The organism is Azospirillum sp. A29, assembly GCF_042604625.1.
GTDB classification, from domain to species: domain Bacteria; phylum Pseudomonadota; class Alphaproteobacteria; order Azospirillales; family Azospirillaceae; genus Azospirillum; species Azospirillum palustre.
Genome location: NZ_CP170466.1, coordinates 204,756 through 227,540, shown reverse-complemented (window position 1 = coordinate 227,540; position 22,785 = coordinate 204,756). Strand labels below are relative to the sequence as shown.

Here is a 22,785-nt window from a genome sequence, read left to right as displayed (position 1 = left end):
CTGGCTTTAGCGACGCTTCCCATCACTTGCCCTGAAGCTGCTTCATGATGTCATCCGCCGGGCTCTGCTCCGATTGGCCCGGAGCGCCGAAGGGCGGAGCCACATCCTGATTGTCGAAGGCCGGAATCTCGATCTTCACGTCGTTCAGGTTGATCGCCGGTCCCTTGTCGCGGCCGGCATCGACCAGCTGCGGGAAGCCGATAACGAGACCGACCATGATGATCTGGATGATCACGAAGGGCACCGCACCCCAGTAGATCTGGCCGGTGGTGATCTTCCCGATCTTCCTGCCGGTGACCTTGTCGATGTAGTCCATCTTCGGCGCCACCGACCGCAGGAAGAACAGCGCGAAGCCGAAGGGCGGGTGCATGAAGCTGGTCTGCATGTTGACGCCCAGCAGGACGCCGAACCAGATCAGGTCGATGCCCAGCTTGTCCGCCACCGGTCCCAGCAGGGGGACGATGATGAAGGCCAGCTCGAAGAAATCGAGGAAGAAGGCCAGGACGAAGACCAGGATGTTGCAGACGATCAGGAAGCCCAGTTCGCCGCCCGGCAGGCCGATCAGCAGATGCTCCACCCAGAGGTCGCCGTTGACGGCGCGGAACACCAGGCCGAACACGGTCGAGCCGATCAGGATGAACACCACAAAGGACGACAGCTTGGCGGTCGCGTCCATAGCCTGACGCATCAGGTCCCAGCCGAGCTGACGCTTGGCAAGCGCCAGCAGGATGGCGCCGGCGGCCCCCATGGCGCCGCCCTCCGTCGGGGTGGCGATGCCAATGAAGATCGTGCCCAGCACCAGGAAGATCAGCACCAGCGGCGGAACCAGCGAGGTGATAACCCGCAGCAGCAGCTTGCCGCCACGCAGCGTGCGGGCTTCCGGCGGCAGGGCCGGCACCATCTCCGGCTTGACGATGCTGGTCAGCAGGATGTAGCCAGCATAGAGCGCGGTCAGCACCAGACCGGGGATCAGGGCGCCGGCATACATGTCGCCGACCGACCGGCCGAGCTGGTCGGCCAGCACGATCAGCACCAGCGACGGCGGGATGATCTGGGCCAGTGTGCCCGATGCCGCGATGACGCCCGACGCGATCCGGCGATCATAGCCGTAGCGCAGCATGATCGGCAGCGAGATCAGGCCCATGGAGATGACCGAGGCCGCGACCACGCCGGTGGTCGCCGCCAGCAGCGCGCCGACGAAGATCACCGCATAGGCCAGACCGCCGCGGATCGGACCGAACAGCTGCCCGATGGTGTCGAGCAGATCCTCGGCCATGCCGGATCGCTCCAGAATCAGGCCCATGAAGGTGAAGAAGGGAATCGCCAGCAGCGTGTCGTTGCGCATGATGCCGAACACGCGTTCCGGCAGCGCCTGCAACAGCGCCGGGGTCAGCAGACCCAGCTCGATGCCGATCAGGCCGAACACCAGACCGTTGGCCGCCAGGGCGAAGGCGACCGGAAATCCCATCAACAGGAAAAGCACCAGGGCGCCGAACATCACCGGCGCCAAATTGGCTGATACGAACTCTACCATCTGGGGGGCGCTCCCGGTCCTTAGGAATGGCTGTGCATCTTCTCGCCCGGCTCGTCTCGATGGCCGGTGAGAAAGGCGATGCGCTTGATCAGTTCCGACACACCCTGTGCGGTGAGCAGGAAGAAGCCGACCGGGATCAGAATCTTCGCGGGCCAGCGGATCAGGCCGCCGGCGTCGCTCGACATTTCATTGCTGTGGAAGCTGTCCCAGAACATCGGAAGCGACAGCTTCAGGATCAGGATCGTCATCGGGAACATGAAGACCAGGATGCCGAAGATGTCGACCCAGGCCTGGGTGCGGCGGGAGAAACGGCCCAGCACGATGTCGATGCGGATATGTTCGTTGCGCAGAAAGGTGTAGCCGGCGCACAGCAGGAACACCGCCGCGAACAGGTACCATTGCAGCTCCAGCCAGGCATTGGAGCTGATGTTGAACGCATAGCGGATGACCGCGTTGACCGAGCTGACCACCACGGCGACCAGCACGAGCCAGTAGGCGAGCTTGCCGATGCCTTCGTTCACGGCATCGATCAGCCCGCTTAGTCTGAGCAGACCTCTCAAAGGAGAAACCTCCCTGTTGCGGGGGCGCGGCCTTCGCCGTCCCCTTTTGCTTTTGTTGCAGCCGCATAGGCGCGGCAGGTCGCAACCCTCTCTCGTTCGGAGGGTATACCAAAAGATAGGATTTGAAGGGACTATTCCTTTCCCGCCTCCCAGCGGCAAGGGCTACGTTGGAGCTACGTAGAATCCCGTAGATTCATGGCGCGGATTGCCTTGCAATTCGCTTTGCGCACGGCAAGGCACGCAGGAGGCCACAACCAGCATCGTCCAGGTGACGCAGGCGGCGGGCGAGGCAGGCAACGCTGCCTGTCAGGTGCTGAGTGCCGCCGGCGACTTGTCCAGCGGACGGAACTGATGCGTCGCGATGTCGAAAAGTTCTTGAGTGAGATCAAGGCCGCCTGACGGCAAGTGTCAAAGGGCATCGCCGCCCGAAACGGACGGTGGCGATGTCCTTACTCGGCGTCACCGTCGGGCACGATGTCGGCTCGGCGCCAGCCATCCTCACCCAGGCATTCCAGCGGGTGGAACTTCGCCTTGTAGGCCATCTTGCGGCTGTGGGCGATCCAATAGCCGAGATAGACATAGGGCATGCCAGCCAGCCGCGCCCGTTCGATCAGGCCCAGGATCAGGAATGTGCCCAGGCTGCGGCGATCCTGGGCTGCGTCGTAAAAGCTGTAGACCGCTGAATAGCCGTCCGACAGCCGGTCGGTCAGCATGCAGCCCACCAACTGCCCACGCTCGTCGCGTGCCTCCAGCAGGTTGGTGTCCGCCCTGCCCTCGTCGACCATGGCGGCGAAATCGCCCATCGCCATGCGGGCCATGTCCGAGTCGCCATGGCGGGAATTCTGGTACAGCGAGAACAGCCGGTACTGCTCCGACGTGGCGTAGGCCGGCCGCTCGCTCAACGTCACCCCTTCGTTCAGCTTCAGCACCCGGCGTTGCGACCGTGTCGGCACGAAATCCGCGACCGGCACGCGCACCGGCACGCAGGCTTGGCAGTTGGGGCAGACCGGGCGATAGACGATGTCGTGGCTGCGGCGGAAACCGGCCCGCGACAGGGTGGAGTTCACCTCGGTCGCATAGGGACCGATCAGGCGGGTGAACAGCTTGCGCTCCACACGTCCGGGCAGATAGGGGCAGGGCATCGGCCCCGACCGGAAGAATTGCTGCAATGGACGCTGCGGCGGCTGGATGACCGACATTCTGAGCGACAACCACCACGACAATGACGAGGAGGCGGAGGAGTGCGAACCTCCCCCGCCGGACCCGAGCTTACTGCGACTGGCTCTGAACTGCCAGAGGAGGCTGGACGCCGAAGAAGGCTTGCGCGATTTCCGTGGTCACAATGCTCAGCTGCAGCTGTATCCAGTCGAGATACTCGTGCAGCCCGTCGCGCAGCACCGCGTCGATCGGACGGGACAGCAGAGCGCCCAGCAGCTCGTCCACCCGCTCCATCGCCGCCGATCCGCCACGCAGGTCGTAGCGCGAGCGCATCCGCGTCAGCACGCCGTCGATCTGCCGCACGCACATCACCACCGAGCGCGGGAAGCCCTCGTTGAATAGCATGAAGCCGGCGACGGTGGCCGGCGACATGCCGCGGGGATAGACACGGCGGAAGGCGTGATAGCCGGCGGTGGAGCGCAGGACCGTCGTCCACTGGCTGACATCCAGGGTGGAACCGACCTCCACCGGCGACGGCAGCAGCGTGTGGTACTTGATGTCAAGCAGGCGGGTGGTCTGGTCCGCCCGCTCGATATACTTGCCCATCTGGTAGAAGTACCAGCCCTGGTCGCGGTAGAAGGTGCCCTCGGTGATACCGGTGTGGGTCTGGCATTCCTCCTTGATCCAAGTGCAGACCTTGGACAGGTTCTGGGCCGCCACGTCCTTGACCGACATCTCCAGCAGCTTGTTGTGGAACACGTTGATCTGCGTCCACATCTCCGTCGAGATCCAGGGGCGCAGCGTCCGCGCGTTCTCCCGTGCCATCCGCAGCATCGACAGCAGCGAATTGTGGTTCTGGCTGTCGAACATGTAATAATGGACCACCGCCTCCGCCGTCGGACGGTCGTGGCGGCTGAAGAAGTCCTTCTCGTCGGCGTTCAGCTGGACGATGGAGAACCAGTTGGTCGCCCCGCGGGTGTCGCGCGCGAAGGTCTCGTGCACGTCGAGGATGCGAGCGAGATTCTCGGCCCGCTCCATGTAGCGGGCCATCCAGAAAATGCACTCGGCGTAACGGGACAGCAGGTTCATGCCGCACCACCTTCCAGAACCCAGGTGTCCTTCGAGCCGCCGCCCTGGGACGAATTGACAATCAGCGTGCCTTTCTTCAGCGCCACGCGCGACAGGCCGCCGGGCAGGACCCAACTGCTCTTGCCGGTGATGGCGAAGGGGCGGAGATCGACGTGGCGCGGTTCGATGGCGTCGTCGCAGACGGTCGGGCAGACCGACAGGTCGACGACCGGCTGGCTGATGTAGTTGGACGGATCGGCCAGCAGCTTGGCCCGGCAATCCTCCAGCTCCGCCTTGCTGGCGCGCGGGCCGATGGTGATGCCGTAGCCGCCGGCCTCGCCCACCGGCTTCACCACCAGATCGGCCAGATTGTCGAGAGTGTATTGCAGGGCATCGGGCTCGCGGCAGATGCGGGTGTCGACGTTGGGGATGATCGGATCCTGGTCCAGGTAGTATTTGATCATCCGCGGAACGTAGCAGTAGACCGCCTTGTCGTCGGCGACGCCGGTGCCGATGGCGTTCGCCAGCGCGACGTTGCCCTTGCGGTAGGCCTCCAGGATGCCGGGCACGCCCAGCAGGCTGTCGGGATTGAAGGCCTTGGGATCGAGGAAGGCGTCGTCCAGCCGGCGGTAGATCGAATGGACAGGGGCCAGGCCGTTGGTCGTCTTCATGAAGACGCGGTCGTTGTCGACCACGAGGTCACGGCCCTCGACCAGCGGCACGCCCATCTCACGCGCCAGGAAGATGTGCTCGAAATAAGCGGAGTTGTAGGTGCCCGGCGACAGCAGGACCACCTGCGGATCGTCGACCGGCGCGATCTCCACCATGGCGTCCAGCAGCTTGTGGCCGTAATTGTCCACCGGCTGGATGCCGATGTCCTGCATCAGGTCGGGGAAGACCCGCTGCATCATGTGGCGGTTTTCCACGACATAGGAGACGCCGGACGGAACGCGGCCGTTGTCCTCCAGCACGCGGAAGGTCCCAAAGCGGTCGCGCACCAGATCGGTGCCCATGATGTGGATGTAGGTGTTGAAGGGAACGTCCACCCCGATCATCTGCGGGCGGAAATTATGGTTCCCTTCGACCAAATCCCGGGGGATCACCCCGTCCTTCAGGATCTTCTGGTCATGATAGATATCGTGCAGGAACAGGTTCAGCGCGGTGACCCGCTGCTTGACGCCCTCCTCCAGATGCTTCCATTCCGGTGCGGAGATCACCCGCGGGATGACGTCGAACGGCAGGATGCGGTCGACGGCGTCCTTATCGGAATAGACGATGAAGGTGATGCCGAGATTGTAAAGCTCCCGCTCCGCATCCTGCGCGCGGCGGCGCAGTTCATCGAAATCGAGTGCGGCCAGCCTTTGGCGGATGAGCGCCGTATGTTCGGCCGGCAAATCCATGGCTCCGAACAGCTCGTCGAAGTACAGGCCAGGATTGTAGGATGACAACAGGTCGGACGGTTTGCCCTCGGGTACGCTCACAGACTCCCCCGCGCTTGTATCTGACCGATCATCGCGGGCCGGGCGGCATCGCCCCGGCCATGTCGCATTGTGCAGGAAGTATGACGCATCGCCGCGCACTTTGAACAGGGCAAACGCGCGCCCCGTTGTGCGACGCAGTGACAAAGCAAGAATTCAGACGCGGGCACTTCCGGAAATTAGCGCCAAAGTACCGGCGGCGCGGAAGTCTTATCGTGCTTTGGTGGGGGCGCCACCGCCGCCGGACTGGCCGCCGGCCGAAGGCGCCGCCTGGGTCTCGCGCAGCAGGACCATGGTGATGCGGCGGTTGCGCGGGCTGTTGGGCTGATCGGCGACCAGCGGGTCGCGGTCGGCCTTGCCGACGACGTCCTGGATTCGCGTCGGGTCGATGCCGCCGGCCAGCAGGGCGCGGCGGGTGGCGTTGGCCCGCTCGGTCGACAGATCCCAGTTGTCACGGCCGGAGCCGGCGGGGAACGGAGAGCTGTCGGTGTGGCCGCTGATCGACAGCTTGTTGGGCAGCTTGGACAGCGCCTTCGCCACCTGCTGGACCAGCTGGCGGGTCTGCGGGTACATCTGGCCGGAACCGCCGGGGAACATCGACACGCGGTCCTGATCGACGATCTGGATGCGCAGGCCCTCCGGGGTCTGGTCGATCATCAGGTTCTGCGCCAGAGGCTCCAGTTCCGGCACCGACTGGATGGCCTGCCGGATCTCGGTGGCGGCCTGCTGGAACTGGCGGGCCTCCTTGGCGGCACCCTGGAGGCTGTCCATCGCCTCCTTCACCCGCTCGCCGAAGTCGGACAGCTTCTCGCCGGGCTTCTGGCCGGGAATGCCCAGCTGCTTGGCCATCTCCTCCATCCGCTTCTGAAACTCGGCGCGGGTTTCGTTCGGCTTCTGGTCGGCGACGTCGGCGTCGGGAGCGGCGCCGCTGGCCGACTTTCCGGGACCGGTGCCCTGGCCGGGACCGGAGGTCGATTCGGTCGGATCGTCGGCATCCTCGGTCTGCTGCGCCGAATAGCCCGGCGGCCCGGACACCGGCACGTCCGCCGACATCGGCGAGCTGGGGGAGACCTGCGCCCCCGGCACGGTGATGGTCTTGCCGCCCAACATGCCGCCGGAGCCGGACTGCTCGCGGCTGACCGACACCGGCGAGAAATAGTCGGCGATGCCTTTGCGCTGGTCCGAGGTGGTGACGTTCAGCAGCCACAGCAGCAGGAAGAAGGCCATCATCGCGGTCACGAAGTCGGCATAGGCCACCTTCCACGCGCCACCATGGTGGCCGCCGTGCCCGCCCTTCTTCTTCTTGATGATGATCGGCCGCTCGTCGCCGCCGGAATTCCCGCTCATGCCCTGGCCGTGGCGAATGGTTCACAGCCCGAAGGCCGATTTCCCGTATGCGATTTCTGGGCGCGGCGCCGCGGTGAAAGCAGCGGCCGACCACTGCGGCAGAACCCTGACCGGGTTTCATTAAGATCCGTTTAACGACGTTGTCGGGGCCAGAGAGACAGCGGAGATGCAAGGGCGACGGGGTGGAGATGCGGCTTGCGCCGGGTGGCGTGCTGGATTAATTCCCGGTATTTCCTACCTTGTGTGTCACCTTCACCGCCACCGGAGGGCGTGCGATCCACGCCGGCTCTCCTTCTCACCTTGCCCTGCCCCTCCATCCAGGCCCACACGACAGGACGTCATGATCACCGACCAGCCGATCGATCCCCTTGCGTTCCGTTCCGCCCTCGGCTGCTTCGCGACCGGGATCGCCGTCATCACGACCATCGCGCCCGACGGGCTGCCGCTGGGGGTCACGGTGAACTCCTTCTCGTCCGTGTCGCTCGACCCGCCGCTGGTGCAGTTCTGCCTGGGCCGCGCCGCGATGTCCTTCGACGCCTTCAAGCTCGCTCCGCATTTCGCGGTGAACATCCTGGCCGCCGATCAGGAGGAGCTGTCCAACCGCTTCTCCCGCCGCGACCTGCAGGAGCGCTGGACCGGTCTGGAGACGACCGCTGGCCGCGGCGGCGTCCGCCTGCTGACCGGCTGCCTCGCCACGCTGGAATGCGACCGCGAGCATCTGCTGGACGGCGGCGACCATGTCATCGTGCTGGGCCGCGTCCGCAAGCTGACCTCGCGCGACAGCGGCGACCCGCTGCTGTATTTCCGCGGCCGCTACGCCCGCCTGGGCTGAGCGCGTTTCTCAGCCGGCCGCGACCTACCCCGCCGCGCGGTGCAGGTCGCGGCCGGTCAGATGGATGTTGGCGTCGGGGTCGAGCGCGCGGGCCATGATGCGCTGCTCAGCCGCCCGTTCGAACAGGGGCCGGTTCATGCAGACCTGCTGAACTGCCTCGTCCGGCTTGGGCGTGTGGCCGACGATGCCCTGCAAAGTGCGGCGGGTGACGAGGACCCGGCCCTGATATTCCCCGACCTGCACCGCGAACTCCACGGCGTCGGCCTCCTCGTTCCAGATGGGATCGTCGGGAAACAGGAAGATGGGCATCGGGTCCTCAATCGGCGTGAATCACTTCAGAACATAGGTGATATCATAGCCGCTGCGTTTGAAGCGCGTCTTCAGCAGCGTGCCGTCCGTCGCATACCAAAGATCGCGTTCCACATCGCCCTCGATGCGGTGATGGGCGGCCTCCAGCGCCTTACCGCCGGCTTCCACCGTCTCCGCCCCGACCTTGCGCGCCGCCACCTTGTAGGGCGCCGCGTCGATCACCGACAGCAACTCCCTGTGCTTCAGCACATCCGGCGTCCACAGGGTCAGCGGCAGGACGCCAGCCGGGGCCTGCTGGACCTTGCCGTCCACCGTCAGGCGGTAGCCGCCGGCATCGCGCGCCATCTCGATCTTGTGCGGCGTGCCGTCATCGTCGGTGGTGGCGGTCATCGATTCGAGCACCCCGCCTTTCCACATCTCCTCCCGCTTGTGGTCGTAGCGGAAGTTGATGAACAGCACCTTCACCCGCGTGGTGGCGGTGACGGTAACCTTGGCGCGGTCGCCCTGGGGCTCGATCTTCACCTGCTCGCTGCCGATGGGGTCCTCGCCCATCAGGATCTGGTAATTCAGCGTGCGTGCGGCGCCTTGCGCGCAGGCGGAGCCCGGCAGGCCGGTCAGCAGGGTGGCCGCCATCAGGGCAGCCGACAGGGTGGCGCAAGCATTGCGCATCGTCGTCATCTTCGTTTCCTCCCGGTTGGTTCTGTCTGGCGGCTCTTGCGTCCGCTCAGTCGTCGAGCAGCTGCGCCAGCTTCATCGCGACGCCCATCGAGCCCTCGACCTTCAGCTTGCCCATGGTGAAGGCCAGCATCGGGTTCAGCTTGCCGTTGATGAGCTTTTGCAGGTTCTCCGGCGAGATGCGGATGGTGCAGTCGGACTCGGCATCCTCACGGCTGATGCTGATCGGACTGGCACGGCCATCGACCCGAATCACCTCGCCCTCCTTGCCCAACAGGAAGCGGACCGAGGCGTTGAGCGAGCGCAGATCGCCGCTGCGGCTGCGCAGTTCCTGCAGAATGTCATCGACCATGAAAGCGTGCCTTCAGGATTGTTCGTAGGACTGGTCTTGACAGTAGGCGCGCATTACGTTTACGTCAACGTCATAACGAAAGCGTTTCAGACGCCCGCCGCCCCGTTTGCCGCCTTTCGGTGCAGGCTGCCAGGTGATCCGGAACGCGCCACCGCCAAGGGGAGCGAAACATGCCCGAGCCGCTTGCGCAGAGCGCCAACCCGCCCACCGCCGCCATAAACGTTGCCGCCGATGATGCCGCCCATCCCTGGCTGACGCACTATCCGAACGGGATCGCCTGGGACCAGCAGTTCACGCCGATGCCGATGCACATGCTGTTCGAAGAGGCAGCCGGGCGCTATGCCGACCGTCCTTGCCTGGACTTCCTGGGCCGCCGATACAGCTATGCCGAAGTTCTGGATCTGGTGAACCGCGCCGCCCGCGGCTTCCAGGATCTGGGCGTCGGGCCGGGAGTGCGGGTGGGCCTTTGCCTGCCGAACTGCCCGATCTACGTGATCTCCTATTTCGCGGTGCTGAAGGCCGGCGGAACCGTCGTCAACTACAACCCGCTCTATGTCGAGCGGGAACTGGAGCACCAGATCACCGACTCTCAGACCGAGATCATGGTGACGCTGGACCTGAAGCAGATTTACCCGCGCGTCGCCGCGATGCTGACGCGCACGCCGATGAAGCGCATCGTCGTCTGCCGCATGGCGACCATCCTGCCGGCGGTGAAGAAGGCGCTGTTCAGCGTGCTGAAGCGCGGCGAGCTTGCCGTCGTGCCGCGTGACGACCGCCATGTCGATTTCGGCAGCCTGCTGACCAATGACGGCACGCTGCGCCCGGTGCGCATCGACGGGCTGCGCGACGTCGCCGTGCTGCAATACACCGGCGGCACCACCGGCGTGCCGAAGGGCGCGATGCTGACCCATCACAACCTGCTGTCCAACGCCCGGCAGGTGCAGGCTTGGTTCCCCACCGTGGCGCTGGGCCAGGAGCGCATGCTCGCCGTGCTACCCTTCTTCCATGTCTTCGCCATGACGGTAGTGCTGAACATGGGTCTAGCCTGCGGCGCGGAACTGATCATGCTGCCGCGCTTCGAGACCGAACAGGTCCTTAAGACCATAGCCAAGCGCAAGCCGACTCTCGTCCCCGGCGTGCCCACCATGTACAAGGCGCTGCTGGGCCATCCGCAGGTTGCCCGCTATCCGATGACCTCGATCCGCTACTGCATCTCCGGCGGCTCGCCGCTGCCGATGGAGTTGAAGCGCCAGTTCGAGACGGCGACCGGCTGCGTGCTGATCGAAGGTTACGGCCTGTCGGAAGCCTCGCCCGTCTGCGCCGCCAACCCGCTGAGCGGCGTCAACAAGGAAGGGTCGATCGGCCTGCCGCTGCCCGGCATCTCCATCGAGATCCGCGACCTTGAGGACCCGACCCGCAAGCTCGGCATCGGCGAGAAAGGTCAAGTGGCGATTGCCGGCCCCAACGTGATGGCCGGCTATTGGGGCCGGGCGGAGGAAAGCGACCGCACCGTCATCGACGGCTTCCTGCTGACCGGCGATGTCGGGACGATGGACGGGGACGGCTACGTCTTCCTGCTCGACCGGCTGAAGGACCTGATCATCTGCAGCGGCTACAACGTCTATCCGCGCATGATCGAGGAAGCGATCTACCAGCACCCCGACGTGGTTGCCGCCTGCGTCATCGGTCTGCCCGACGATTACCGCGGGCAGACGCCAAAGGCCTTCGTGCAGTTGAAGCCGGGCGCCAGCATGACGGTGGATGCGTTGCGCCATTTCCTGCGCGACAAGATCTCCCGCATCGAGATGCCGACGGCCATCGAGTTCCGCGAGGAGCTGCCGAAGACCGCTGTCGGCAAACTGTCGAAGAAGGAACTGATCGCCGAGGCTCAGCAGGCTCTAGCGAACGGGGGATGACCCGAAGCCATCGCCCTCACCCGGACGTAAAGGGAAGCCTTATCACGCGACGGCAGCTGTGCTACCAAACGGAAGGCGCATTGTGCCGAACACGAACAAAAGGTCTTCCCAGGGATGGAACAGCTTTACACGGTCAACCAGCTTGCGGAGGAGCTGGGCATCACTCCGCGGGCCCTGCGTTTCTACGAGGTCAAGGGACTGCTGGCGCCCAACCGCGTCGGCAACAACCGGGTCTATACGAAGCGCGACCGCGCCAGGCTGAAGCTGATCCTGCGGGGCAAGCGGCTGGGCTTCTCGCTGGCGGAAATCCGCGAGTATCTCGACCTCTACAACGTCAATGGCGGGGTCGAGCAGCAGAGGAACCTGTTGAAGCGCGTGCAGAAGCGGTTGAAGGACCTCGCCCAGCAGCGGGAAGATCTGGAAGCCACCGTGCAGGAACTGCGCGACATCGAGGAGCAGGTCAACAACACCCTGGCGGAACAGAAGTCCGCCGCGAAGGACAGCTGACCGGTCGGACGCCCCTGGGCGCTCCGGTCGGCCCTATGAGGGGGGTCGGAGCATGATGGGACAGCAATGGCTGCGGGCGGCCTGCGATGCCCTCGGGGTGAAGGGCGGGACGAATGGCGGGAAAGGAGATGGGGCATGAACCTGATCTTCCGCCTGCTGACGGTTGTCGTCGCCGCCATCGCCGCCGCATGGCGCGGCCGCCGCGCCGGGCTGCTGGATCCGTCGGCGCTGCGCTTCCGGGTCTGGCCGACCGATCTCGACATCAACCTGCACATGACCAATGCGCGCTATTTCAGCATGATGGATCTGGGACGCACCGACCTGATGATCCGCGTTGGACTGGGGCCGGCGATCCTGCGCAACCGCTGGCAGCCGGTGCTGGGCGGAGCGACCATCCGTTACCGCCGCTCGCTGCGGCCATTCCAGCGCTTCACCCTGGTCAGCCGGGTTCTGTGCTGGGACGACAAATACATCTTCATCGAACACCGCATGGAAACACGCGGCGGGCTGGCGGCTCTGGCCGTCGTCCAGGGAGCTTTCGTCGGTGCAACCGGCGTGGTCGCCCCGGCCGAGGTGCTGGCAGCACTCGGCACCACGGCTACCTCTCCGCCGATCCCCGATGCGGTCGCGGCCTTGCGTGGGCAGGCCCTGTCCGCTGTCGCCTGAGCCTTAACAAGAACACCATCCGAGAGGAGACACTCCGTCATGAAGGTGCTGGTGCCCGTGAAGCGGGTCGTCGACTACAACGTGAAGATCCGCGTCAAGGCGGATGGCAGCGGCGTCGAGACCGCCAACGTGAAGATGAGCATGAACCCCTTCGACGAGATCGCCGTCGAAGAAGCCGTGCGGTGCAAGGAAGCCGGCAAGGCGACCGAGATCGTGGTGGTGTCCGTCGGCCCGACCCAGGCCCAGGAGACGCTGCGCACGGCACTCGCCATGGGCGCCGACCGCGCCATCCTGGTGCAGACCGACGTGACGACCGAACCGCTGGCCGTCGCCAAGGTCCTCAAGGCGCTGGTCGAGAAGGAAGCGCCGGGGATGGTGATCCTCGGCAAGCAGGCCATCGATGACGACTGCAACCAGACCGGCCAGATGCTGGCGGCGCTGCTCGGCTGGGGCCAGGGCACCTTCGCCTCGAAGATCGCCGCCGGTGACGGCACGGTCGCGGTGACCCGCGAGATCGACGGCGGGCTGGAGACGGTGGAGCTGAAGCTGCCGGCGGTGGTGACCGCCGACCTGCGCCTGAACGAGCCGCGCTACGCCTCGCTGCCCAACATCATGAAGGCGAAGAAGAAGCCGCTGGAGACCATCACGCCGGACAGCCTGGGCGTCGACGTCACGCCGCGCCTGAAGACGGTGAAGGTCGCCGAGCCGCCGAAGCGTCAGGCCGGCATCAAGGTGCCGGACGTCGCCACGCTGGTCGACAAGCTCAAGACCGAAGCCCGCGTGATCTGAGGGGAATGAACTGACCATGGCCAACATTCTCGTCATCGCCGACCACGACGGCGCCTCGCTGAAGCCCGCCACGCTGAATGCCGTCACCGCTGCCGGCAAGATCGGCGGCGATGTCCATATCCTGGTCGCCGGCAAGGGCGCGCAGGCTGCTGCCGAGGCAGCCTCGAAGGTGGCCGGCGTCGCCAAGGTGCTGCTGGCCGACGATGCGGCTTACGAGCATCAGCTGCCGGAAGACGTCGCCCCGCTGGTGGTGTCGATTGCCAAGACTGGCTACGGCCATGTGCTGGCCGGCGCCACCTCGGTCGGCAAGAACCTGCTGCCGCGCGTCGCGGCGCTGCTGGACGTCGCCGCCATCTCCGACATCACCGCCGTGCTGTCGGCGGACACCTTCGAGCGGCCGATCTACGCCGGCAACGCGATTGCCACCGTGCAGTCGGCCGATGCGGTCAAGGTGATCACCGTCCGCACCACTGCCTTCGAGACCGCAGCATCCGAAGGCGGTTCGGCCGCCGTCGAGCAGGTCGCGGGCGCCGGTGCCGCCGGGCTGTCGAGCTTCGTCTCGGCCGAGCTGACCAAGTCGGAGCGTCCGGAGCTGACTGCCGCCCGCGTGGTGGTGTCGGGCGGGCGCGGCATGCAGTCGGGCGAGAACTTCCCGCTGCTGGAGGCGCTGGCCGACAAGCTGGGTGCCGCGGTCGGTGCGTCGCGCGCCGCCGTGGACGCGGGGTTCGTGCCGAACGACTATCAGGTCGGGCAAACCGGCAAGATCGTGGCGCCGGAGCTGTACATCGCCGTCGGCATCTCGGGGGCTATCCAGCATCTGGCCGGCATGAAGGACAGCAAGGTCATCGTCGCGATCAACAAGGATGAGGAAGCGCCCATCTTCCAGGTCGCCGATTACGGCCTCGTCGCGGACCTCTTCAAGGCCGTGCCGGAGTTGCAGCAGGCGCTGTGACCGAAGGGCTGGGCCTTCCGCTCGGGAGGCCCGGCCGCTTCGCGCTTGCCGCGGCGGGCCGGCTGTTCTATCGCTGGCGGCACAGAAACCCGACAGCGGCAGGACGCCATGAGCATCGACGGCATCACCGGACTGGACCATCTGGTCATCGCGACCCGCGACCTGGACGCGGCGCGCGACGCCTACGCCCGGCTTGGCTTCACCGTGACGCCGCGCGGCCACCACACCCAGCTGAAGTCCGCCAACCACACCATCCTGTTCCCGACCGGCACCTATCTTGAGCTGCTGGGCATCGAGGAGCAGCGGCCGGTCAACGCTCATTACTCCGCCTTCCTGCGTCAGCGCGAGGGCATCGCCGCCATCGCGCTGAAGACGCCGGACGCCCGCGCCGCCGTCGGGCCGCTGACCGCTGCCGGCTTCCCGGTTTCGGAGCCCGTCGATTTCGGCCGGCCGGTGGAGTTGCCGGGCGGCAGCCGCGACGCGACCTTCACCATCACCCAGATCGACCCGGGATCCACCCCGGCGGGCCGCGTCTTCCTGTGCCAGCATCACACGCCCGATCTGGTCTGGCGTCCCGACCAGCTGGAGCATGCCAACAGCGCCACCGGGCTGGAAGCACTGGTGATCGCCGCCGCCGATCCCGATGCGGTCGCCGCGACCTATGCCGCGCTGCTGGGCGGCACCGTCACCGACCGCGGCTCCGCCCGCGTGGTGGTGCCGGCCGGGTCCGGTGACGGTCAAGTGCCCGTGCTGGTCGCCACGCCCGACCGCCTGCATTGGGCCTGGACCGCCGATCCCGCCTTCGCCACCGCCACCCTGCCCTTCTTCGCCGGCTTCGTCGTGCGCGTCGCCGATCCGGTGAAGGCCCAGCAGGCGTTGCAGAAAAGCAAGTTCCCGACCGTGGTCGGAGAGGGCGTGATGCGGGTCGGATCGGGCAGCGCCTGCGGCGCCATGATCGCCTTCGCCCAGGACTTCTACCTCGACAGCCTGATACCCTGAAATTCGCGACGATTTGCGCCGAATTGGGCATAGGTCCCGCTGAATTGCTTGTGTAGTGTCCGCCGACAGTTGCGCCCGTGGATCGGGCGCGGACTGTGGAGATGCACATGACGACAGCGGGCCAGGCGATGGACGTGACGGGGGCTCCGGGACAGGAGACCGGTTCCGTGCCGGCGGCGCCCGCCCCATCCTCCGCATCACCCTCCGTGCTCCCGCTTTTCGATGCCCTGCCCGTCGCCGCCCTGCTCCGCGAGCCCGACGGGCGGTTGCGCGGCAATCGCCGCTTTCTCGACCGCTACGGCGGCGCCGACGCCTTCACCGTCGACCTTTCCGATACCGTCCCCGGCGACAAACGGGAAGTCAGCGTCCAGTCGGCCACCGGCGAGCCCCGCGACCTGCTGGTCCGCGTCGGCGGTCCGCCCTGGATCGCGACGGTGGAGGATGTCACCGAGCAGCGCCGCACCGCCCGCGGGCTGGAACTGGCGACCGAGAATCTTGAAGAGGCCTATCACACCGCCAAGCTCGGCTACTGGGAATATGGCATCCAATCCGGCGAACTGGTGCTGAGCGACGCCGGGCTGGCGGTGCTGGGCCATGAGCGAGACCGCTTCGCCGGGGGGTTCGACGGCCTGCTGGGCATCCTGCACCCCGACGACCGGCCGCGCTTCGGCAACATGCTGGAAAGCGTGGTGGGCAACCCCCAGCGCGTCTATGTCGAATACCGCGTCCACGACCGCGACGGCCGGGTCCGCTATGTCTCCGCCTCCTGCGCGCCGCGGCTGGACGGGCAGCAGCGGCTGAGCCACGTCTTCGGCGTGCTGATGGACAGCACCGAGCGGGCGGAGGCCGCGGCCCAGCTCGAGGCCGCCAAGCAGCGGCTGGAGGAGGCCTACCGCACCGGCCATCTCGGCTATTGGGAGTACGGCATCCACAGCGGCACGCTGGTGTGGAACCGCGAGGCCTTCGACATCTACGGCCAGGATCCCGACCGGTTCGAGCCGACCTTCGACAATCTGCTGGGCATCCTGCACCCCGATGACCGCATGTCCTTCGGCAACATGCTGGAAAGCGTGATCGGCAACTCCCGCCGCGTCTATGTCGAATACCGGGTGATCGATCCGGCGGGCGAGATCCGCTACGTCTCCTCCTCCTGCGCGCCGCGCTTCGATCTGGACGGGCGGCTGACCCACCTGTTCGGCGTCATGCTGGACACCACCGAGCGGGCGCGTGCCGCCGACGCCCTGCGTGCCGCCAAGGACCGGGTGGAACAGGCCTATCGCGAATTGCAGGCCGCCCAGGACAGTCTGGTCCAGACCGAGAAGATGGCGTCCCTCGGCCAGCTCGTCGCCGGCGTGGCGCACGAGGTGAACGGGCCGGTCGGCGTGGCGCTGACCACTGCTTCCCACCTGCTGAGCCGGGCGGAGGACGTGAAGCGCCAGTTCGCCGCCAACGCCCTGACCCGCTCGGCCCTGGCCGGTTTCCTGGAGGTGGCACAGGAGGCCGGGCAATTGCTGGTCGGCAACACCGAACGCATCGCCGCGCTGGTCCACATGTTCAAGCAGGTGGCAGCCGACCAGACCGGCGACGAGCGCCGCACCTTCTACCTGCGCGAATACACCGAGGACGTGCTGCTGAGCCTGCACACCCAGATCGGCTCCTCCGGCCACCGGGTGGAACTGGCCTGTCCGGAGGCGCTGCAACTGGAAAGCTTCCCCGGCGCCTTCGCCCGCGTGCTGACCCATCTGGTGCGCAATTCACTGACGCATGCCTTCCGGCCGGAGCAGAGCGGCCGGATCGCCATCGACATCCATGCCGACGGCGACGACTGGATCGAGGTGGTACACAACGACGACGGACAAGGAATCCTGGAGGCCGATCTGCCCCGGATCTTCGACCCCTTCTTCACCACCGCGCGCCATGCCGGCTGCGTCGGGCTGGGTCTGCATATCGCCTACAATCTGGCGACACAGACGCTCGGCGGCCAGTTGAGTGTCCGCAACAGCCCCGGCCACGGTGCCGTCTTCACCCTGCGGGTGCCGCGGCAGGCACCGGATCTCGGCTGATCCCGGCCGCCACCCGCCGCCGGTCAGGCGACGGTCTGGCGTTCGTGCCGCAGCAGTTCCAGCGCCTCGGCCACCGCGCGGCGCAGGTCGGCGGCGATCACCGGCTTGTGCATCACGCGGAAATTGCCGGCCTCCGCCTCCTGCGCGCGGGCGGGGGCGGTGTCGCCGGTGACGAGGATGCCCGGCAGGATGCGGCCCAAGGCCAGCCGCACCTCACGGATGGCCTCCGTTCCGGTGCGACCGTCGCGCAGGCGGTAATCGGCGACGATCAGGTCGGGAGCCGGCCCGCGATTGGCGAGGTCCAGGGCCTCGGCGCAGGATTCGGCGGCCATGACGCCATAACCCCACTCGGCCAGCATGGCCCGCAGACCTTCACGGACGATCATGTCGTCCTCGATCACCAGCACCGTGGTGGCGAAGGCCGGACGGGGAGAGCACGGAGCGGGCGCCGGTTTCGCCGCCGGGGGATCGGCAACGGGAAGTTCGACCGCAAAGACCGAGCCTTCGCCGGGTGTCGACCGCACCGTCACCTGATGGCCCAGCATGACCGACAGCCTCCGCACCACCGCCAGCCCGAGGCCCAGCCCCTGGTTGCGGTTGCGGCTGGCTTTGCCGACCTGCACGAACTCCTGGAAAATGTCCTCCTGCTGGTCGGCGGGAATGCCGATGCCGGTGTCCCACACCTCGATGCGCAGCATGTGGCCGCGGCGGCGGCAGCCGATGAGAATGCGGCCCTTGTCGGTGTAGCGCAGGGCGTTCTCCACCAGATTCTGCAGGATGCGGCCGAGCAGCATCGGGTCGCTGCGCACATGGGCGCTGCTCGGCACGATGTGCAGGAGCAGTCCCTTCTGGACGGCGACCGGCCGGCTGTTGGCAGCGACGCGGTCCATCACCTCCGCCAGCGCAAAGACCTCGACCTCCGGCACCACCGCACCCGCTTCCAGCCGGGAGACATCCAGCAGCCCGTCGAGCAGCATCTTCAAGGCGCCGAGCGCCCGCTCCATCGTACCCAGGACATTGCGGGTCATGGGGTCGCTGACGCGGCTCGACAGCACCTCCATCAGCAGCATCAGCGACTGTACCGGCTGGCGCAGATCATGGCTGGCGGCGGCCAGGAACTTGGACTTGGCGACATTCGCCCGGTCGGCCTCCCGCCTCGCATCGGTCAGCGCCGCCTGGGCACGCTTGTGTTCGGAGATGTCGCGGACGGTGGCGATCAGGCTGACCAGCCGGTTGTCGTGATCGCGGACCGGCGACGCGCTCAGTTCCAGGCAGCGCGACCCTTTCGGGTCCGCCCCCTCCTCGTCGGGGCCGGAGCGGGTCAGCTCCACGCGGGCATCGCGTCCGACGACGATGGCGTCGCGCAGGGGCTGCAAGGCTGCACGGTCCTTGGTCGCCCGCTCCAGCGCGGTCAGGGCGCCGCTGCCCATCAGGGCGGAAATCGGCGCACCCAGCAGCCGTTCGAGCGCTGGATTGACATAGACGATGGGCATGCCCGGCTGGGTGGCGTCGGCGATCATGATGCCGTCGTTGCTCCAGGCCAGCGCCCTGTTGCGCACCCGCAGCGCCCGGTCGGTGTGCCGGCGCCATTGCAGCTCGACGATGAAGGCGATGACGAACAGCAGGATCACCACCGTGGTGGCCACCGCCCAGCCGATATAGAGGCGGGCATTGTCCCGCCAGGGACCGAACACCGTTTCCACCGATTCGCCGACGATGGCGACCACCGGATAGTCGGGCGCCGACCGGAAGGCGGTGATCCGCTCCACCCCGTCGACCGGACTGATCATGCGGATGTGGCCGACGGGATGCTGCCTGATCGCCTGCCACAGTTCGTTGTTGGTGGTTCCGCGCCCTGTAACACTGCCAGCACCTGCGTTGCGGGCGATGATGACGCCGTCGGTCCGCAGCAGCGTCGCCGCCCCGTCGGCCGGCAAACCGAGCACGCGGTAGTAGCGGGCGAAGGATTCGACCGGAATATCGGCGACCGCGATCCCCGCGAAGGTGCCATCGGCATTTTCCAGCCGGCGCGACACCGGGATCAGCAGATCCTGCGTTTCGGACGACGCATAGGGCATGCCGATCACCAGTCCGCGCGGTGCGGCGTCGCGGGCGATGCGGAACTCGTCGCGGTCGGTGATGGCACCCTGGAAGGTGGCCCGCCCCCCGCCCATGGTCAGCAGGCCCGAGGCGTCATAGACGCGCACCCCTACCACCAGACCTTCTTCGAAGGCCCGCCGGGGATCCAGGCGCATGGAGCGGTTGCGCTCGGTGTTGGCGATCAGGTCCAGCAGCAGATCGTCGATGCGGCGGAAGGTGGAAACCGCATGCTCCTCCACCAGACGGGCGACGACGGCGGTCTTCTCATGGGCGGTCAGGTCGAGCAGACGCTCTTCCCGATGGAGGCGGTCGAGCAGAATCCACCACAGGGCGGCGATGGCCAGCGCAACCGCCAGGGCGGGCAGGACCAAGCGCCCGCCGAAACCGGAAAAAAGCCAGAGCGCCCGCTTCACGTATACCCCGAACGCAGTGGATCGTCCGCCGGCCGTGTCCATCGCCAGGAAAGCGGACGGCCGTGGCAGGCGGTCGCAAGAATGCCGCAACGCCGATGCCGAAGCAACGCCGTAACCGGCAAGGTGGCACCGGCGGACAGTTGCTCCACCCAGGCAGACCGCCCGCCCATTCCTTTCGTCCACAGCGTTTCAAGACACCCTCCGGCGCACGGGACCGCAGGAGCGAAGGACGGCCAGCGGCATCGACCGCGCCGAAAAGCCGGCTTTGCCGCGCTGCCGCAGCCGGCTATACCGCCGCAATGAGCTTCGCACGCGCCATCGCCACCGTCGGCGGATTGACCCTGCTGAGCCGGCTGGCCGGCTTCGCACGCGACATTTTGACCGCGGCGGTGCTGGGCGCCGGCCCGGTGGCCGACGCCTTCTTCGTCGCGCTGAAGTTGCCCAACCTGTTCCGCCGGCTGTTCGCGGAGGGCGCCTTCGGTGTCGCCTTCGTCCCGCTGTTCGCCGCCGAACTTCAGACCCGCGGACGCAGCGCCGCCATCCGTTTCGCGGAGGAAGCGCTGGCGATGCTGCTGGCGATGCTTCTGCCCTTCACGCTGGCGGCCATCGTCGCCATGCCCTGGCTGATGCACGGCCTCGCCCCCGGCTTCGTCGACGAACCGGCCAAGTTCGCCCTGGCGGTGGATATGGCGCGGCTGACCTTTCCCTATCTGGCGCTGATCTCGCTGGTGGCGCTGCTGGGCGGGGTGCTGAACGCGCTCGACCGTTTCGGGCCGTTCGCCGCGGCGCCCATCGCCTTCAACCTGACGCTGGTCGCCGCGCTGCTGATCGCTCCGCGGCTGGGGCTGGAACCCGGCACCGCCATGGCGGCGGCGGTGACCCTGTCGGGGGCTGTTCAGGTCGCCTGGATGGCCTGGGCCTGCGCCAAGACCGGGGTGGTGCTGACGCTGCGCCCGCCGCGGATGACGGAGGGAATGCGGCGGCTTTTCCGGCTGATCGGACCGGGCGCCATCGGTGCCGGCGTCATGCAGATCAACCTGTTTTTGAACATCGTGCTTGCATCGCTGCTGCCGTCGGGCGCGGTGTCATTCCTCTATTATGCCGACCGGCTGAACCAGATGCCGCTGGGCGTCATCGGCATCGCCATCGGCACCGCCCTTCTGCCGGTGCTGGCCCGCCATGTCGCCGCCGGGGACGAGCGAATGGTCCGCCATTACCTGAGCCGCGCGCTGGAGTTCAGCCTGCTGCTCGGCCTGCCGGCCGCGGTCGCGCTCGGCGTGGCGGGGACGCCCATCGTCGCCGTGCTGTTCCAACGCGGCGCCTTCGGTCCGGAGGAGGCGCACGCCACCGCGATGGCGCTCGCCGCCTACGCCATCGGCATCCCGGCCTATGTGATCGTGAAGTCGCTGAACGCCGCTTTCTTTGCCCGCCACGACACGGTGACCCCGGTGCGCGTCGCCGTCATCGTGACGGTGGCGACCGCTCTGCTGGCGCTGCTGCTGATGCCCTGGCTGGGCCATGTCGGCATCGCGCTGTCCACCGGGCTGACGGCCTGGCTGGATGTCGCGTTGCTGGTGGCGGCGATGCGCAAGCGCGGCCTGTTCGATCTGGATGAGCGTCTGAAACGCCGCGCTCCCCGGATCGCGGCGGCTGCGTCCGGCATGGGAGCCGCACTTCTGGCTGGCGGGCATGTGCTGACGCCCTGGCTGGACGCGCACTCCACCGCAGTGCGGTTCCTGACGCTGGCCTTGCTTGTCGCTGGTGGCGTCGCGACTTTCGGCGCGCTGGCGACGTTGCTGGGCGGGGCCAGATTGGGAGACGTCAAAGGAATGCTGTCGAAGTCGGCGCAACCCGGCAAAGAGCAGATCGGCTGAATCACGACCATCGGAAGCGGCGCCACTTCCGATGCCTGTTGATCGGCTTGAATTTTCTTGGATTACTTTAAGGGCAGATAGACGTCGGTCAGAAGATCATGTTCCGCCGTTTCCCCGATGAAGTTCAGATAATGGAAATAAACCGGGAAATCGCGAAGCTCCTCGCCGCTTTCCGGCAGCCATCGGCCATACAGAAACCTCACCACCTCGCCGATCTGCTCATGCGAACCCCGGTGCCTGACCACGGCGCAACGACCGCCGGGGATGAGTTTCTTCACAACCCCTTGCGGGTTTTCCGGCACCTCGCCATCGATCTCTCCGCAGATGTCGAACCGGAAGTCGGCCGGCTCGGTGGTTTCCGGATTGTCGAACGCGACGCCGAAGGTCCGGCACCGGTCGCGCGGCGACAGACCGCTGGTCTTGCGCCAGTCGATGAAGATGCGAACCGAGTCATTCACGTCTTCGATCGGTCCCCGATGACAGTAGGACGCCACCTGCACAGGCGCGAAGTCGACGATTGAAACATCCATGATCCTGATCCTTTTCCTTTTGATGTGACGATAGCGGTCGTGCCATTGCCGCCATTCCGGAGTTTTCCTGAACTCGGACGGGGTCTGGCCGAACATCTTCCTGAAGGCGCGGGAGAAGGACTCCGGTGTCTCGAAGCCGGCATCCAGCGCTATGTCGATGACCTTGTCGGCCGGATAAAAGGCCAGCCGGAACGACGCCCGCTTCAACCGCGCAAGCTGGATGTATTTCCCGACACTGATGTCAAAATGAGCCGAGAAGAGACGGTGAAAGTGGAACTTCGAAAGACAGGCGACATCGCTCAGTCTGTCGAGCGACAGGTCTCCTTCCAGATTCTGGTCGATATAGTCGAACAGTCTGGAAAACCGCTCATCGTACTCCTGCCTGCTCATCGTCTGTCCGGCCTGCACGGTTGATGGGAGAGACCATAAGCCGGCGGTTCGGCGGCCGTCCTGGCACATCTTGCTGAATATCGGCTGCGGTTTCGGATCGGCGGGACGCGTGGATTACGGAGAAAAGATTGCGGCGCTACCCCTCTTGACGGCGGTCATAGGCAGTCGTACAAGCGGATCTACGTGGTGATTTGGTCGACCGGCTTGCGGGCCACGTAAAACAACCCGCTAAAAAGGTCCGAGCCGCGTCCGCGCCTCGACCCAATCGGTCGG

Annotated in this window: 20 protein-coding genes and 1 riboswitch; of the genes, 9 read left to right on the top strand and 11 right to left on the bottom strand. The window is 66.3% G+C overall.

Annotation, left to right across the window (positions count from 1 at the left end; all coding sequences use genetic code 11):
- Positions 1-22 precede the first annotated feature (22 nt).
- From ABNQ38_RS15895 to ABNQ38_RS15870, 6 genes are all read right to left on the bottom strand, one after another.
- Positions 23-1,534: a TRAP transporter large permease subunit gene (locus ABNQ38_RS15895; protein WP_377809244.1), complete on the bottom strand. Its 1,512-nt coding sequence runs from the start codon at positions 1,532-1,534 to the stop codon at positions 23-25.
- A 20-nt stretch (positions 1,535-1,554) separates the two neighbouring features.
- Positions 1,555-2,094: a TRAP transporter small permease subunit gene (locus ABNQ38_RS15890; protein ID WP_377809243.1), complete on the bottom strand. Its 540-nt coding sequence runs from the start codon at positions 2,092-2,094 to the stop codon at positions 1,555-1,557.
- Positions 2,095-2,543: 449 nt separating this feature from the next.
- The gene (locus tag ABNQ38_RS15885; RefSeq protein ID WP_377809242.1) at positions 2,544-3,293 is read right to left on the bottom strand and encodes an arginyltransferase; all 750 of its coding nucleotides are present in this window, start codon (positions 3,291-3,293) and stop codon (positions 2,544-2,546) included.
- A gap of 70 nt (positions 3,294-3,363) precedes the next feature.
- Positions 3,364-4,341 carry an alpha-E domain-containing protein gene (locus ABNQ38_RS15880; protein WP_377809241.1) on the bottom strand — a complete coding sequence of 326 codons (978 nt, stop codon included), beginning with the start codon at positions 4,339-4,341 and terminating at the stop codon, positions 3,364-3,366.
- Positions 4,338-5,720: a circularly permuted type 2 ATP-grasp protein gene (locus ABNQ38_RS15875; RefSeq protein ID WP_377810134.1), complete on the bottom strand. Its 1,383-nt coding sequence runs from the start codon at positions 5,718-5,720 to the stop codon at positions 4,338-4,340. Before ABNQ38_RS15875 ends, ABNQ38_RS15880 begins: the two co-directional genes overlap by 4 nt.
- Positions 5,721-6,008: 288 nt before the next feature.
- Complete coding sequence (locus ABNQ38_RS15870; RefSeq protein WP_109445342.1) at positions 6,009-7,145, bottom strand: flagellar motor protein MotB; 1,137 nt, start codon at positions 7,143-7,145, stop codon at positions 6,009-6,011.
- Positions 7,146-7,485: 340 nt separating this feature from the next.
- Between ABNQ38_RS15870 and ABNQ38_RS15865 the strand changes: the two genes are divergently transcribed.
- Complete coding sequence (locus tag ABNQ38_RS15865) at positions 7,486-7,977, top strand: flavin reductase family protein (protein ID WP_377809240.1); 492 nt, start codon at positions 7,486-7,488, stop codon at positions 7,975-7,977.
- Between the two features lie 24 nt (positions 7,978-8,001).
- Here ABNQ38_RS15865 and ABNQ38_RS15860 read toward each other — a convergent pair whose 3' ends face one another.
- Genes ABNQ38_RS15860 through ABNQ38_RS15850 form a run of 3 tightly spaced genes read right to left on the bottom strand, consistent with a single transcriptional unit; the run spans position 8,002 to position 9,313 of the window.
- Complete coding sequence (locus ABNQ38_RS15860) at positions 8,002-8,286, bottom strand: DUF1488 domain-containing protein (RefSeq protein ID WP_098739682.1); 285 nt, start codon at positions 8,284-8,286, stop codon at positions 8,002-8,004.
- Positions 8,287-8,307: 21 nt separating this feature from the next.
- The gene (locus ABNQ38_RS15855; protein WP_377809239.1) at positions 8,308-8,964 is read right to left on the bottom strand and encodes a DUF6134 family protein; all 657 of its coding nucleotides are present in this window, start codon (positions 8,962-8,964) and stop codon (positions 8,308-8,310) included.
- A 46-nt stretch (positions 8,965-9,010) separates the two neighbouring features.
- The gene (locus ABNQ38_RS15850; RefSeq protein ID WP_098739680.1) at positions 9,011-9,313 is read right to left on the bottom strand and encodes an SCP2 sterol-binding domain-containing protein; all 303 of its coding nucleotides are present in this window, start codon (positions 9,311-9,313) and stop codon (positions 9,011-9,013) included.
- A gap of 170 nt (positions 9,314-9,483) precedes the next feature.
- Between ABNQ38_RS15850 and ABNQ38_RS15845 the strand changes: the two genes are divergently transcribed.
- From ABNQ38_RS15845 to ABNQ38_RS15815, 7 genes are all read left to right on the top strand, one after another.
- Positions 9,484-11,229 (top strand): long-chain fatty acid--CoA ligase, encoded by a 1,746-nt coding sequence (locus ABNQ38_RS15845; RefSeq protein WP_377809238.1) that lies wholly within the window; start codon positions 9,484-9,486, stop codon positions 11,227-11,229.
- Positions 11,230-11,343: 114 nt separating this feature from the next.
- Positions 11,344-11,736, top strand: coding sequence for a MerR family DNA-binding transcriptional regulator (locus ABNQ38_RS15840; protein ID WP_109047518.1), 393 nt, complete (start codon positions 11,344-11,346; stop codon positions 11,734-11,736).
- Between the two features lie 135 nt (positions 11,737-11,871).
- Positions 11,872-12,402, top strand: a complete 531-nt coding sequence (locus tag ABNQ38_RS15835; RefSeq protein ID WP_377809237.1) for a thioesterase family protein — start codon at positions 11,872-11,874, stop codon at positions 12,400-12,402.
- Positions 12,403-12,441: 39 nt separating this feature from the next.
- Positions 12,442-13,191, top strand: a complete 750-nt coding sequence (locus tag ABNQ38_RS15830) for an electron transfer flavoprotein subunit beta/FixA family protein (RefSeq protein WP_377809236.1) — start codon at positions 12,442-12,444, stop codon at positions 13,189-13,191.
- Positions 13,192-13,207: 16 nt separating this feature from the next.
- On the top strand, positions 13,208-14,143 hold the full coding sequence (locus ABNQ38_RS15825) for an electron transfer flavoprotein subunit alpha/FixB family protein (protein WP_377809235.1): 936 nt from the start codon (positions 13,208-13,210) through the stop codon (positions 14,141-14,143).
- 108 nt (positions 14,144-14,251) lie between these two features.
- A complete protein-coding gene (locus ABNQ38_RS15820; protein WP_377809234.1) occupies positions 14,252-15,142 on the top strand; it encodes a VOC family protein in 891 nt (296 codons plus the stop codon).
- Between the two features lie 107 nt (positions 15,143-15,249).
- Positions 15,250-17,205: a PAS domain-containing protein gene (locus tag ABNQ38_RS15815; protein WP_377809233.1), complete on the top strand. Its 1,956-nt coding sequence runs from the start codon at positions 15,250-15,252 to the stop codon at positions 17,203-17,205.
- 23 nt (positions 17,206-17,228) lie between these two features.
- Here the strand turns inward: ABNQ38_RS15815 and ABNQ38_RS15810 are convergent, their stop codons facing one another.
- Positions 17,229-19,676, bottom strand: a complete 2,448-nt coding sequence (locus tag ABNQ38_RS15810; RefSeq protein ID WP_377809232.1) for an ATP-binding protein — start codon at positions 19,674-19,676, stop codon at positions 17,229-17,231.
- A 341-nt stretch (positions 19,677-20,017) separates the two neighbouring features.
- Here ABNQ38_RS15810 and murJ point away from each other — a divergent pair, with 341 nt between their 5' ends.
- Complete coding sequence (gene murJ / locus ABNQ38_RS15805) at positions 20,018-21,592, top strand: murein biosynthesis integral membrane protein MurJ (RefSeq protein ID WP_377809231.1); 1,575 nt, start codon at positions 20,018-20,020, stop codon at positions 21,590-21,592.
- Between the two features lie 62 nt (positions 21,593-21,654).
- Here the strand turns inward: murJ and ABNQ38_RS15800 are convergent, their stop codons facing one another.
- On the bottom strand, positions 21,655-22,512 hold the full coding sequence (locus ABNQ38_RS15800) for a GyrI-like domain-containing protein (protein ID WP_377809230.1): 858 nt from the start codon (positions 22,510-22,512) through the stop codon (positions 21,655-21,657).
- Positions 22,513-22,685: 173 nt separating this feature from the next.
- Positions 22,686-22,765: riboswitch (SAM riboswitch) on the top strand.
- The last annotated feature ends 20 nt before the right edge of the window (positions 22,766-22,785 follow it).